Raw genomic sequence first — 14002 nt, 5'->3', positions numbered from 1 at the left:
AAACCGGCCCTCCGGTGACGGCCCGGGCTCTCCGCGGCACCCGCGCGCGTCCGGCCCGTGAGACATAGCATGCGGAACATGACCACTCCCGATCGCAATCGCGTGCAGCTGCCCGGCATCAGCTCGCGAGCCTACGAACACCCCGCCGACCGTTCCGCGCTGGTCGCGATGCGTTCGCTCTCCGGATTCGACGCGGTGCTCAAGCGCACGTCCGGCCTGTTCAGCGAGCGCCGGCTCCGGCTGATGTTCCTGGCCTCCGCGGTGCGCACGACCGACACCCAGTTCCGCGCCCTGTACGACATGGGCCGCGACAGCGCCTACATCCTCGACCTGCACCGGATCCCCGAGATCTACGTGCAGCAGGACCCGAAGGCGTACGCGATGGCGGTCGGTTTCGACGAGCCGTTCATCATCGTCTCGACAGGGCTGCTCGACCTCATGGACGACGAGGAGCTGCGCTTCGTCATCGGCCACGAGACCTCGCACATCCTGTCGGGCCACGCCGTCTACGGCACGATGCTCGAGATCCTGACCCGCCTGGCCACCCGGGTGGCCTGGATCCCGCTCGGCTACATCGGCCTGCGGGTCATCGTCGCCGCCCTGGAGGAATGGCAGCGCAAGGCGGAGATGTCCGCCGACCGCGGCGGCCTGCTCGCCGGGCAGGACCCCGACGCCGCGCTGCGGGCGCTCATGAAGCTCGCCGGCGGCTCCCGCCTGCACGAGATGAACATCGAGGCGTTCCTCGACCAGGCCAGGGAGTACGACACCGCGGGCGACGTGCGCGACGGTCTGCTCAAGGTCCTCAACATGCTCGGCACGACCCACCCGTTCGCGGTGACCCGCGTCGCCGAACTCGACCGCTGGCGTCGCGGCGGAGAGTACGACCGGATCATCGGCGGCCAGTACCCGCGCCGCGAGGACGACGGCAACGCCAGCATCACCGACGAGATCAAGGCGGCGGCCAACTCCTACCGGGAGTCGTGGGCGCAGTCGCAGGACCCGTTCATCGGCGTGCTGCGCGACGTCGCCGAGGGCGCGGTCAACGCCGGCGAGCGCATCTTCAACCGTTTCGCCCGGCGCGAGAACTGAAGCGCTAGAAGAAGAAGGCCACGGCGCGGACGGCTGCGGCGCAGAGCGCGACGAAGCCGCCCAGAACGGCGAGCGCGCGCAGACCCTCCCGCCGCAGGCCGGGGATGGCCGCGCCCGCGCGCTCGATCTCCCGGCCGATGATCGCGCCGCTGACGACGCCGAACGCGACGCCGGCGATCGTGACGGGCACCGGCTGAGACCACCACTCGTGCTCCAGGCGTGCCCCGGAGACCGCCCACAGCGCCGCGAACGCCGCCGCGGCGGCGGGCAGCCCCGGCCAGGCGACGGCCGACAGCAGCGAGCCGGCCAGCGTGAGCGGGAACGTCAGCGCGCGCAGGCAGGCGCGGGCGCGGCCGGGTTTACGACCCCGGACGAGCCAGTGGCTGGTCCACACGGCCCTGATCACCACCGCGAGGGCCGCCGTGATCGCGAAGGTGGCGAGCGGGTAGATCACCGACACCACCACGCACGGAACGGCGAGCAGCGCGACCAGGACCAGTGCCGCGTTCCCGGTCGGGATGCCGAGCGCCCCTTCCGGCGCCCCCTCAGGCGGGGCGGCGGCGAGCACCGTGACCGCCCTCTCCCGCCGGGGGCGTCCGGCGGAGCCGGAGCCGCCGCGCCGGGCGGCCCGCTCGGCCGGCGTCGCCGATTCCCTCGCCGTGGTCTCGGCGCCCTTCCTGACCGGCTTCTCCTCCGTCTTGGCGGCCTTCCTGACCGCCGGTTTCGCCACCGGCTTCGCGTCGGCCGCGGCACGCGCCCGGGCCGCCTCTGCGGGCGTACGCGTGGTGGTCTCGGGGACGGACGGCTCCCCCGGCGCACGTGAGGACTCCCCGGCGGCCCGCGCCAGCCGGGACAGGCGGTCGGCCAGCAACGCGGCGGTCGGGCGGCGGGCGGGGTCGCGATGCAGAGCGGCGCGGACGAGCGGCAGCAGGGCGGCCGGCACCCCCACCAGGTCGGCCTTGCCGTTCAGCACCGCGTACATCTGCGACTGGGCGGTCCCCCGGCCGAAGGTCGGCCGTCCGGTGGCGGCGAACGCCACCGTGGCGGCCCAGCCGTGGACGTCGGCGGGCTCCCCCACCGTCTCGTCGGAGAACACCTCGGGCGCGCAGTAGCCGGGCGTGCCGAGGAACGTTCCGGTCAACGTGAGCCGCGTCGCGTCGAGCACCTGCGCGATGCCGAAGTCGATCAGCACCGGCCCGTCCTCCCCCAGCAGGACGTTGGCCGGCTTGACGTCCCGATGCACGATCCCGCCCGCGTGGATGATCGCCAGAGCCGCCGCGAGGCCCTGCGCCAGCTCGATGAGCCGGGACTCCGGCAGCGGCCCGCTGCGCCGTACGGCGTCGAGGAGGTTCTCCCCCTCGATGTACTCCATGACGAGGTACGGCCGGTCGCCGGACAGGTCGGCGTCGAGCACCTGGGCGACGTACGGGCTCTCGACCCGGCGCAGCGCCCGCACCTCGCGTTCGAGGCGTAACCGGGCGTCGGGGTCGTTCTCGATGGGGTCGCGGAGCATCTTCACCGCGACGTGGTCGCTCCGGCGGCCGACGGCGAGGTACACCTCACCCATGCCACCCCGGCCCAGCCGCTCCATGAGCGCGTAGGGGCCGACCCGCCCGAGACGTCCAGCCATAGGAGCGCCAACCATAGCGGCCCGGCCGCCGGAATAGGCGGAGGCGCGCCGTTCGGTTCGCGTACAAGCCGATGCCAACCCACACACAAGCGCGCCCTGGCAGTCTGTTCACGACGACGCCGGCCGGACCGCCGGCCCGCGCTACACCGGCGAGACGAAGACAGATGACGATGACTGACTTCTCCGGCGCGATCACCGTCGTGGTCGCCGACGATCACCCACTGTTCGTCGAGGGGATCCGGTCCGCCCTGGAGCAGGCGGCCGGCCTCTCCGTCGCCGGCACCGCCTGCGACGACCTCGACGCCCTCCGCCTGTGCGTACGGCTGTCGCCGCAGGTGCTGCTGGCCGACCTGACCATGCTGGGCGCGCTCGGCTCCCTGCGCCGCCGCTGCCCCGCCGTACGCGTGCTCGCGCTGGGCGACGACGACGGCGAGGCGGGCTTCATGAGCGCGCTGCGCGCCGGCGCGAACGGCTATCTGCTGAAGGGATCGGGGCCCGCGGAGATCGCGGCGGCGATCCGGTCCGTGGCGCTCGGGCAGGTGGTCTTCGGTGGCGGGCTGGCGCCCCGGCTCCTCGACCGTCTCACCGCGCCGCAGTCCCGCAGCCCGTTCCCCGGTCTCACCCAGAGAGAACACGAGATCCTGGAGCGGCTGGCCGACGGCAGGTCCAACGCCGAGATCGCCCGCGAGCTGTGCCTGGCCACCAAGACCGTGCGCAACCACGTGAGCAACGTGCTGACGAAGCTGGCCGCGCCCAGCCGTGTGGACGCGGCCCTGCGGGCCAGGGACGCGGGCCTCGGCTCGCGTCCCGTGCTCACCCGCGTCTGACGGTCACACCCGTACGTGACCCTCGCCGGTGTAGATCCACTTGGTGGAGGTGAGCTCCGGCAGCCCCATCGGGCCGCGGGCGTGCAGCTTCTGGGTGGAGATGCCGATCTCCGCCCCGAAGCCGAACTCACCGCCGTCGGTGAACCGGGTGGAGGCGTTCACCGCGACCGCCGCCGAGTCCACGGTCGCCACGAACCTGCGGGCGGCCTGCTGGGAGCGGGTCACGATGGCGTCGGTGTGGCCCGAGCCGTACGTGCGGATGTGCGCGACCGCGTCGTCCAGCGAGTCGACGACGGCGGCGGCGATGTCGAGCGAGAGGTACTCGGTGGTGAAGTCCTCCTCGGTGGCGACCACGACGTCGGCGCCGTAGGCCCGCACCCGCTCGTCCCCGTGGACGGTCACGCCCGCGTCCTTCAGCGCCGTCAGCGCCCTGGGGACGAACTCGTCGGCGATGGCGGCGTGCACGAGGAGCGTCTCGGCCGCGTTGCACACCGAGGGCCGCTGCGCCTTGGCGTTCACCAGGATCTTCAGGGCGGTGTCGATGTCGGCGTCGGCGTCCACGTACACGTGGCAGTTGCCCACCCCGGTCTCGATCACCGGCACGGTCGACTCCTCGACCACGCTGTTGATCAGCGAGGCGCCGCCGCGCGGGATCAGCACGTCCACCAGCCCGCGGGCGCGCATCAGGTGCTTGACCGACTCGCGGGTCTGGCCCGGCACGAGCTGCACGGCGTCCGCGGGCACCTCGGTCGCCGCCAGCGCCTGCTGCATGACGCGCACCAGCGCGGCGTTGGAGGAGTACGCGCTGGACGACCCGCGCAGCAGCACGCCGTTGCCGCTCTTGAGGCACAGCGCGGCCGCGTCCACGGTCACGTTGGGCCGGCCCTCGTAGATGATGCCGATGACGCCGAGGGGCACCCGCACCTGACGCAGCTCAAGGCCGTTGGGCAGCGTGCTGCCGCGCACGACCTCGCCGACCGGGTCGGGCAGGTCGGCCACCTGGCGGACGGCCGCCGCGATCTTGGCGATCCGGGCGGCGTCGAGCCGCAGCCGGTCGATCATCGCCTCGGAGGTGCCGTTCTCCCTGGCCCGGTCCACGTCCACGGCGTTGGCCGCGACGATCTCGTCCGTGGCCGCCTCCAGGGCGTCGGCCACGGCGCGCAGCGCCCCGTCCTTCGGCGCGCGCGGCATCGGCGCGAGCACCGTCGCGGCGTCCCTCGCCGCCCGCGCGACCTTCAGAAATTCCTCTGCCTCAGACATTGCCTCGCGCTCCGTCACTTGTGGTGGTGAACAGGCTCCAATATCACGATGTCGTCCCGGTGGATCAGCTCGCGCTCGTACTCCGGGCCGAGTGTGCTGGCCAGCTCCCGGGTGGAGCGGCCGAGCAGGTCGGGGACCTCCCCCGCGTCGTAGTTGACCAGACCACGGGCGACGACGGCGCCCGACGGCGCGCACAGGTCGACCGGGTCGCCCACGGCGAAGTCGCCCTCGACCTTCACGACTCCCGCGGGCAGCAGCGACTTGCGCCGATCGACCACGGCCTCGACCGCGCCCGCGTCCAGGTGCAGGCGGCCCCGGCCGGTCGTCGCGTGAGCCAGCCACAGCAGCCGGGTGCCGGGGTGACGGCCCCCCGGGTGGAAGCAGGTGCCGATGTCGGCCCCGGCGAGCGCCTGCGCCGCGTGCGCCGCCGCGGTCAGCACGACCGGGACGCCCGCCCCGGTGGCGATGCGGGCCGCCTCCACCTTGGTGATCATGCCGCCGGTGCCGACCCGGCCGGAGGTGCCCAGCTCGACGCCTTCCAGGTCCTCGGGCCCCCGGACCTCGGCGATCCGCTGGGCGCCGTCCTTGCGCGGGTCTCCGTCGTACAACGCGTCGACGTCCGACAGCAGCACCATGCCGTCCGCGTGGGTGAGGTGGGCCACCAGCGCCGCGAGCCGGTCGTTGTCGCCGAACCGGATCTCGTCGGTGGCCACCGTGTCGTTCTCGTTGACCACGGGGACGATGCCGAGTTCGAGCAGCCGGGCCAGCGTCCGCTGGGCGTTGCGGTGGTGCGAGCGGCGCATCATGTCGTCGGCCGTCAGCAGCACCTGCCCCACGCGCAGGCCATACCTGGCGAAGGACGAGGTGTAACGCGCGACCAGCACGCCCTGCCCGACCGAGGCGGCCGCCTGCTGGGTGGCCAGATCCTTGGGCCGGTCGCGCAGCCCTAACGGCCCGAGCCCGGCGGCGATCGCGCCGGACGACACGAGCACGATCTGCGTGCCGGCCGTGCGCCGGGCCGCCAGCACGTCCACCAGCGCGTCCACCCGGTCGACGTCGATCGTGCCCCGGGGCGTCGTCAGCGACGACGACCCCACCTTGACCACCAGCCGCGCGGCCTCGCGGATCCGTTCCCTGCCTGTCACGCCATCTCCCACTCCGGCCCCCGATCAGCCGAGCCGCGCGTCGGTGCCACGCGGGCCCATGGTCGCCTCCGTGGCCTGCGACGGCTGCCAGTCGAAGACGTAGCCGCCCTCCATCGGACCGATGACCACCTCGGCGCCGGCCGTCGCGCCGGCCTTGATCAGCTGCTCCTCGACGCCGAGCCGTTCGAGCCGGTCGGCCAGGTAGCCGACGGCCTCGTCGTTGGAGAAGTCGGTCTGGCGGATCCACCGCTCGGGCTTCTCGCCGGTCACCTGGAAGCGGTTCTCGTCGATCCGGCGTACGGCGAACCCGGTCTCGCCGAACTGCCTGGGCCGGATGACCAGCCGCGTGGGCTCCTCCACCGGGGCCTGCGCCCGCGCCGCCGCCACCATCTCCGCCATCGCGTACGCCAGGGGCCTGAGGCCCTCGTGGCTGGCCGCGGAGATCTCGAAGACGCGCAGGCCGCGCTCCTCCAGCATGGGCGTGACGATGTCGGCCAGGTCCCGGCCGTCGGGGACGTCCACCTTGTTCAGCGCGACCAGCCGCGGCCGGTCCTGCAGCGAGCCGTACGCCGCGAGCTCGGCCTCGATCACCTCGAAGTCGGTGACCGGGTCGCGCCCCGGCTCGATCGTCGCGCAGTCGAGCACGTGCACGATCGTCGAGCAGCGCTCGACGTGCCGCAGGAACTCGTGACCGAGACCCCGGCCCTCGGAGGCCCCCGGGATGAGCCCCGGCACGTCGGCGACCGTGAAGACCGTCTCGCCCGCCGTCACCACGCCGAGGTTGGGGATGAGCGTCGTGAACGGATAGTCGGCGATCTTGGGGCGGGCCGCGGAGAGCGCCGCGATCAGGGACGACTTGCCCGCGTTGGGGAACCCGACCAGCGCCACGTCGGCGACGGTCTTGAGTTCGAGCACGATCTCGGCCTCGTCACCCGGCTCGCCGAGCAGCGCGAAACCCGGGGCCTTGCGCTTGGCGTTGGCCAGCGCGGCGTTGCCGAGGCCGCCGAAGCCGCCCTGCGCGGCGACGTAGCGGGTGCCGGCTCCGATCAAGTCGACCAGCACCTCGCCGGTCCTGGCGTCCTTCACGACCGTGCCGTTGGGCACCTGCAGGACGACGTCCTCGCCGTTGGCGCCGTCCCGGTTGGAGCCCATGCCCTGCTTGCCGTTGCCCGCGCGGCGGTGCGGCCGGTGGTGGTACTCCAGCAGGGTGGAGGTGTTGGGATCCACCTCCAGGATGACGTCGCCGCCGCGTCCGCCGTTGCCGCCGTCGGGCCCGCCCAGCGGCTTGAACTTCTCCCGGTGGATGGAGGCGCAGCCGTTGCCCCCGTCACCCGCCTTGATGTGCAGGACGACGTGGTCCACGAAGTCGGCCATCAGCCGCTCCCCCTAACTGCTATGTGGAAAAACGAATGAGGCGGACCGAATGCTCGATCCGCCTCATCGCGCTGCTTGTTAGTCTCCGGGGCGGATCTACTCCGCGGCCGGGACGATGCTCACCGCGCGGCGACCGCGCTTGGTGCCGAACTGCACCCGGCCCGTGGCCAGGGCGAACAGCGTGTCGTCGCCACCACGGCCGACGTTGTCGCCGGGGTGGAAGTGCGTGCCGCGCTGACGGACGATGATCTCGCCGGCGTTCACCAGCTGACCGCCGAAACGCTTCACACCGAGGCGCTGAGCGTTCGAGTCACGGCCGTTCCGGGTGGACGAGGCGCCCTTCTTGTGTGCCATGGTTCACTCCCTTTCGGGGGTAAGCGGGGGTCGTCCCCCGGGAAACTACTGTCCGGGGTTGATGCCGGTGACCTTGACCTGGGTGTACCGCTGGCGGTGACCCTGGCGCTTCTTGTATCCGGTCTTGTTCTTGTACTTCAGAATCCGGATCTTCGGCCCCTTGGTCTCGCCGAGGATCTCGGCGGTCACCTGGAACCGGGAAAGCGTGGCAGCGTCGGTGGTGACATCGCCGTCGTTGACGACGAGCACCGCCGGCAGCGACACCGAGGAGCCAACCTCGCCGGCGACCTTGTCCACCTCGAGGACGTCCCCGACGGAGACCTTCTGCTGCCTGCCGCCGCAACGAACGATCGCGTACACCGCGGAACCCTTCTACTGGCTAAATGCTGAGATGCCGCGCCCCGCATCCAGCTGCTGTCGATACACGACCGGCGATCCGGGCAGGCGCGCGAAGCCAGGCACGCCGACACCAGGCGCACCGGTTGACCAGGGTACCGGATATCCGGCACCCAGGTCGAACCGAGCGGACCGCCGGGTGACGAAGTCGTTACTCCGCCGTCTTCCTGCGGGAACGTCGCCGTCCCCGGGAAGACGACGCGGAGCTGTCGCCCCCGTCGGAGTCGGTGGAATCGGCGTCGATGGCGTCGGTGACGCTCTCGCGCACCGAGCCCGCCGCCGCGGCGACAGAGCCCTCGCTCGCCGCCACCTTCTCGGCCACCGTCTTCTCGATGGCCATCTTGCCCTGCGTGCCGCGCGGCTCGGGCTTCGCCTCGACCGGCTCGGTCGACACGATGATCCCGCGCCCGTGGCAGCAGTCGCACGGCGTGGAGAACGCCTCCAGCAGGCCCTGGCCGACCCGCTTACGCGTCATCTGCACCAGACCCAGCGAGGTGACCTCGGCCACCTGATGCTTGGTCCGGTCCCGCGCCAGGCACTCCAGCAGCCGCCGGAGCACCAGATCGCGGTTGCTCTCCAAGACCATGTCGATGAAGTCGATCACGATGATGCCGCCGATGTCCCGCAGCCTGAGCTGGCGGACGATCTCCTCGGCCGCCTCCAGGTTGTTGCGGGTGACGGTCTCCTCGAGGTTGCCGCCCTGCCCGGTGAACTTACCGGTGTTGACGTCGACGACCGTCATCGCCTCGGTCCGGTCGATCACCAGCGAGCCGCCGGACGGCAGCCACACCTTGCGCTCCATCGCCTTGGCGATCTGCTCGTCGATGCGGTAGGCGGAGAAGGCATCGGTCTCCTCCTCCCACTTCGACAGCCGCTCGATCAGGTGCGGAGCGACGTAGCGGACGTACTCGTCCACCGTCGTCCACGCCTCGTCGCCCTCGACGACCAGCGAGCTGAAGTCCTCGTTGAAGACGTCGCGGACCACCCGGACGGTCAGGTCGGGCTCGCCGGACAGCAACTCCGGCGGGCTGGCCGACTTGGCCTTGCGCTGGATGTTCTCCCACTGGGCCGACAGCCGGGCGACGTCGCGGCTGAGCTCCTCCTCCGAGGCGCCCTCCGCGGCGGTGCGCACGATGACGCCCGCGTTCTCCGGCATGACCTTGCGCAGGATCTGCTTGAGCCGGGCCCGCTCCTTGTCGGGCAGCTTGCGGCTGATCCCGGTCATCGAGCCGTCCGGCACGTAGACCAGGTAGCGGCCGGGGAGGCTGATCTGGGAGGTCAGCCTGGCGCCCTTGTGGCCGATCGGGTCCTTGGTGACCTGGACGAGCACCGACTGCCCGGACTTCAGCGCCGCCTCGATCCGCTTGGGCTGGCCCTCCAGTCCGGCGGTGTCGAAGTTGACCTCGCCGGCGTACAGCACGGCGTTGCGGCCCTTGCCGATGTCCACGAACGCCGCCTCCATCGAGGGCAGCACGTTCTGGACCTTGCCGAGGTAGACGTTGCCGACGTACGACTGGCTGGACTCCCGGTCGACGTAGTGCTCGACGAGGACGCCGTCCTCGAGCACCGCGATCTGGGTGCGGCCGCCCTGGCGGCGCACGACCATGATCCGCTCGACCGACTCGCGCCGGGCCAGGAACTCCGACTCTGTGATGATCGGGGGACGGCGGCGGCCCAGCTCGCGGCCCTCACGGCGGCGCTGCTTCTTGGCCTCCAGCCGGGTCGATCCCCGTACGCCCTGGACCTCGTCCACCGAGGTCGACCTGGTGGCACGGGGCGCCCGGATGCGGACGACGGTGTTCGGCGGGTCGTCGGGGGCCAGCTCGGCCTCCTCGGTGCCCCGGCGACGGCGGCGGCGACGGCGCCTGGTGCCGGCCTGGCCCTCGGCGTCGTCCTCCGCCTGCTCGCGGTCGTCCTCTTCCTCCGACGCGGCCTGCGGCTCCTCGCCCTCGCCCTCCTGCTCCTCGCCGTCCTCGGCGTCCCTGGCGCGGGCACCGCGTCCGCGTCCGCCGCGACGGCGGCGCCTCCTGCGGGCGCCGCCCTCGGCCTCGGACTCGTCCTCACCGGACTCTGCCGTCTCCTCCGGCTCCTCCGCCTCCTCGTCCTCAGCGGACACCGGCTCGGGGGCGGGCGTCGCGGGCCGCTGCGCGGGCACCGCGAACGGATCGGGAGCCTGGAAGAGCGGCTGGAACAGCGCCGACGGCGCCTGGAAGGTCACCGAGGGCACCGACGGCTGCCGCGCGGACAGGCCGAAGGGATCGGCCACCACGTCCGGCCGCCCGCCGTCGTCCTCGGTGTCGGCGTCTTCCATGTCGACGTCCTCGATGTCGAGAGGCTCGTCGTCCAGCGGCTCCTCGTCGGGGAGGTTGAGCCGCAGCGCGGCGGCGACCTCCGCCTCGGCGGCGCTCATCGCCCTGGATCGTTCCGGCTCCGGCTCCTCGGCGCGGGCGCGGCGCCGCCGCCTCGGGGCGGCGGGCTCCTCGGCCTTCGCGGCCTGCGTGGCCTGCACCGTCTCCTCTGCCTGCTCCGGCTGCTGGGACGGCTCGATCTCGTCGGTCCTCTTGCGGGTCCGGCGACGCCGGGCGGGCGCGGCCGGCTCGTCGTCCTCGGCCGTCGCCGTCTCCGCGGCCCGCGCCGGCGGCACCTCGGCAACCGGCTCCTCAGCGATCGGGGCCTCGGCGACCGGCTCCTCGGCGGTCTTGGTGCGGCGGCGGGTGACCCGCTTGGGCCGTTCCTTCGCGACCGGCTCCTCCTGCGCGGAGGTCCCGGCCGGCTCTGCCGCCTCGGGCGCGGTGCTCTCCGCAGCAGTGCTCTCCTCAGCCTTCGGCATGACGGCCGCGGCCACCGTGGTCACCGGCGGCGGCAGGTCGTCCGGCTCGGGCGGGGGCCCGGCCGGGCGGCTCGCCGACCGGCGGCGCCGGGTCGTGGACACGCCGGACGGACCGGAGGAAACCGCGTCTCCCCCGACCTGGCCGTGTTCTTCCGTTGTCGTGTCACCGTCGAGGCTCACAGCCCCGTCAGTGGGCTCGTTGTCGAGCATGCGGGCGTTCTCCCGTCAGCCTCCGGGCACGTCGCCGCGCCGCGCGGAGGCTCTCGTCTCTGCGGTCCGCCGGGCTTCCTGTCGGCGCCTCGGCGGCAAGTCTTATCGGTCTCCGCCTGCCCGGTCGAAGGCGAACGGGTCGGCGGGCTCACCGGTCATCGCGTCGAGCGGCCCCTGCGCCAGCCTGGTCACCGCTGCGGGTGACGGCGGCGCGAAGCCTGCCACGAGACGCAAACCCATGAGCACGTCATCGGGCCGGACGGCAGGTGTTTCGTGCCGAACAACCATACGAAGTATGACACACGGTTGAACGGTTTCCTGACCTGCCGTAATTCCCGGCCCCTCCACTACGGCCAGCGAACGCACCGCCTGTCGGGCGTCGAACCGCCGCATTCCCTTCTTGGTCAGGCGTTCGACCTCGACCAGGTCGGCCGCGAGGAACTCCTTCACCGCCCGCTCGGCCTCGCCCGGATCGGCCCCGGGGAGCCGCAGCTCCCACATCGAGCCCTCCAGCCGGTCGGCCAGGTTCCCGTCCCGCGCCTCCACCACGTCGAGCACGTCCAGCCCCGGCGGCAGCGAGGCGTCGAGGTCGTCGTGAACCCGCCGCGGGTCACACGGCCGGTTCACCCCGATCTCGAGGTACTCGGCCTCGCTCGCCACTCCGGTGGGGGCGGCGCCGGCGTAGGAGATCTTCGGGTGGGGACTGAAGCCGGCGCTGTAGGCCACCGGAATGCCTGCTCGCCGCACCGCCCTTTCGACGGCGCGGGAGATGTCGCGGTGGCTGGTGAAGCGCAGGCGGCCCCGCTTGGCGTAGCGCACGCGCAGGCGCTGCACCGTGGGTTCGGGCGCGGGCCCGTCGGGAACGGGTTTCAGAGTTCCGTCGTCCTTCCGGTGTCGGTCGATCGTCTTTCAGGATAAGCCGTGAGCGTCAGATCACGGTGAGTGGCAGCAGTTTCCTGCCCGTCGGGCCGATCTGGATCTCCGTCCCCATCGTGGGGCAGACACCGCAGTCGTAGCAGGGCGTCCAGCGGCAGTCCTCGACCTCGACCGTGTTGAGCGCGTCCTGCCAGTCCTGCCACAGCCACTCGCGGTCGAGACCGGCGTCGAGATGGTCCCAGGGAAGCACCTCGTGCTCGTCCCGCTCGCGCGTCGTGTACCAGTCCACGTCGACCGGCTCGTCGGCGAAGGCACGCTCGGCCGCGGCCATCCACCGTTCGAACGAGAAGTGCTCGCTCCAGCCGTCGAACCGGCCGCCGTCCTCCCAGACGGCCCGGATGACCCGGCCCACCCGGCGGTCGCCCCGCGACAGCAGCCCCTCCACGATCGACGGCTTGCCGTCGTGGTAGCGGTAGCCGATGGCCCTGCCGTACTCCTTGTCGGAGCGCAGGTCGTCGCGCAGCGCGCGCAGCCGGCGGTCCACCGTCTCGTGGTCGCACTGGGCGGCCCACTGGAACGGGGTGTGCGGCTTGGGCACGAACCCGCCGATGGAGACCGTGCAGCGGATGTCGCGCGAGCCCGTCGCCTCGCGGCCCGCCTTGATGACCTTCTTGGCCAGGTCGGCGATGCCGAGGACGTCCTCGTCCTCCTCCGTCGGGAGCCCGCACATGAAATAGAGCTTCACCTGCCGCCAGCCGTTGGAGTAGGCGGTGGTGACCGTGCGGATCAGGTCCTCCTCGGTGACCATCTTGTTGATCACCTTGCGCATCCGCTCGGACCCGCCCTCCGGCGCGAACGTGAGCCCGGAACGGCGGCCGTTCCGGGACAACTCGTTCGCCAGGTCGATGTTGAACGCGTCGACCCGCGTGGACGGCAGGGACAGGCCGACCTGGCTGCCCTCGTAGCGGTCGGCGAGACCCCTGGTGACATCGGCGATCTCGGAGTGGTCCGCGCTGGACAGCGACAGCAGCCCGACCTCGCTGAAGCCGGACTCCCTGATCCCCGCCTCGACCATGTCGCCGATCGTGGTGATCGACCGTTCCCGGACCGGACGGGTGATCATCCCCGCCTGGCAGAAGCGGCAGCCCCGGGTGCAGCCCCGGAAGATCTCGACGCTGAACCGCTCGTGCACGGTCTCGGCGAGCGGGACCAGCGGCTTCTTCGGGTACGGCCACTCGTCGAGGTCCATGACCGTGTGCTTGAACACGCGCGTCGGCACGCCGTCGCGGTTGGGGACGACGCGCATGATGCGGCCGTCCGGGTGGTACTCGACGTCATAGAACTTCGGGACGTACACCCCACCGGTGGAGGCGAGGCGCATCAGCAGCTCGTCGCGGCCGCCGGGCGACCCCTCGGCCTTCCACTCGCGCAGCACCTCGGAGATCGCGATGGCGATCTGCTCGCCGTCCCCGAGCACGGCGGCGTCGAGGAAGTCGGCGATGGGTTCCGGGTTGAACGCGGCGTGGCCGCCCGCGAGCACGATCGGGTCCTCGTCGGTGCGGTCAGCCGCCTCCAGCGGGATCCCCGCCAGGTCGAGCGCGGTGAGGAGGTTCGTGTAGCCGAGTTCGGTGGCGAACGACACCCCGAGGACGTCGAACGCGCGAACCGGCCGGTGCCCGTCCACGGTGAACTGCGGGACGCCCTCGGACCGCATGAGCGCCTCGAGATCGGGCCACACCGCGTAGGTGCGCTCCGCCAGCGTCTCGGGCAGCTCGTTGAGGATCTCGTAGAGGATCTGCACCCCCTGGTTGGGCAGGCCGACCTCGTAGGCGTCCGGATACATCAGGGCCCACCGGACGGTCGCCTCGTCCCAGTCCTTGACCGTCGAGTTCAGCTCGCCCCCGACGTACTGGATCGGCTTCTGCACCTTGGGCAGCAGCGGCTCCAGGCGGGGAAACAACGACTCGACAGACATGCATCCAGGGTATCGGCTCCGGGGAGTGGCCCCTGC

Annotated in this window: 11 protein-coding genes; 2 read left to right on the top strand and 9 right to left on the bottom strand. The window is 71.9% G+C overall.

Going from position 1 to position 14002, the window contains the following annotated elements; genetic code table 11:
* The first annotated feature begins 78 nt into the window (after positions 1-78).
* Positions 79-1089, top strand: a complete 1011-nt coding sequence (locus ACQEVJ_RS10130) for a M48 family metallopeptidase (protein WP_433099492.1) — start codon at positions 79-81, stop codon at positions 1087-1089.
* A 4-nt stretch (positions 1090-1093) separates the two neighbouring features.
* On the opposite strand, the gene ACQEVJ_RS10125 is transcribed toward ACQEVJ_RS10130, so the two are convergent.
* A complete protein-coding gene (locus ACQEVJ_RS10125; protein ID WP_433099490.1) occupies positions 1094-2719 on the bottom strand; it encodes a protein kinase domain-containing protein in 1626 nt (541 codons plus the stop codon).
* A gap of 164 nt (positions 2720-2883) precedes the next feature.
* On the opposite strand from ACQEVJ_RS10125, the gene ACQEVJ_RS10120 reads away from it, so the two are divergent.
* Entirely contained in the window at positions 2884-3546 is a 663-nt protein-coding gene (locus tag ACQEVJ_RS10120; RefSeq protein WP_433099488.1) for a LuxR C-terminal-related transcriptional regulator, read from the top strand.
* Positions 3547-3549: 3 nt separating this feature from the next.
* On the opposite strand, the gene ACQEVJ_RS10115 is transcribed toward ACQEVJ_RS10120, so the two are convergent.
* The 8 genes from ACQEVJ_RS10115 to ACQEVJ_RS10080 form a co-directional block, all read right to left on the bottom strand.
* Positions 3550-4806, bottom strand: a complete 1257-nt coding sequence (locus ACQEVJ_RS10115) for a glutamate-5-semialdehyde dehydrogenase (RefSeq protein WP_433099486.1) — start codon at positions 4804-4806, stop codon at positions 3550-3552.
* Positions 4807-4820: 14 nt separating this feature from the next.
* On the bottom strand, positions 4821-5951 hold the full coding sequence (proB, locus tag ACQEVJ_RS10110) for a glutamate 5-kinase (RefSeq protein ID WP_433099484.1): 1131 nt from the start codon (positions 5949-5951) through the stop codon (positions 4821-4823).
* Positions 5952-5975: 24 nt separating this feature from the next.
* Positions 5976-7325 (bottom strand): GTPase ObgE, encoded by a 1350-nt coding sequence (obgE, locus tag ACQEVJ_RS10105; protein ID WP_433099482.1) that lies wholly within the window; start codon positions 7323-7325, stop codon positions 5976-5978.
* Positions 7326-7421: 96 nt separating this feature from the next.
* Entirely contained in the window at positions 7422-7679 is a 258-nt protein-coding gene (rpmA, locus tag ACQEVJ_RS10100; RefSeq protein WP_030505847.1) for a 50S ribosomal protein L27, read from the bottom strand.
* 45 nt (positions 7680-7724) lie between these two features.
* The gene (gene rplU / locus ACQEVJ_RS10095) at positions 7725-8039 is read right to left on the bottom strand and encodes a 50S ribosomal protein L21 (protein WP_030505848.1); all 315 of its coding nucleotides are present in this window, start codon (positions 8037-8039) and stop codon (positions 7725-7727) included.
* Positions 8040-8226: 187 nt separating this feature from the next.
* Positions 8227-11115 (bottom strand): Rne/Rng family ribonuclease, encoded by a 2889-nt coding sequence (locus tag ACQEVJ_RS10090; protein ID WP_433099480.1) that lies wholly within the window; start codon positions 11113-11115, stop codon positions 8227-8229.
* A 102-nt stretch (positions 11116-11217) separates the two neighbouring features.
* A complete protein-coding gene (locus ACQEVJ_RS10085) occupies positions 11218-11949 on the bottom strand; it encodes a TIGR03936 family radical SAM-associated protein (RefSeq protein WP_433099478.1) in 732 nt (243 codons plus the stop codon).
* Between the two features lie 94 nt (positions 11950-12043).
* Complete coding sequence (locus ACQEVJ_RS10080; RefSeq protein ID WP_433099476.1) at positions 12044-13966, bottom strand: TIGR03960 family B12-binding radical SAM protein; 1923 nt, start codon at positions 13964-13966, stop codon at positions 12044-12046.
* Positions 13967-14002: the final 36 nt, after the last annotated feature.

Origin of the sequence: Microbispora sp. CA-102843 (genome assembly GCF_050936215.1) — a bacterium.
In the GTDB taxonomy this organism is placed as follows: Bacteria; Actinomycetota; Actinomycetes; order Streptosporangiales; family Streptosporangiaceae; genus Microbispora.
Note: the sequence above shows the minus strand (reverse complement) of the source record. Positions and strands in the feature narration are given on the sequence as shown.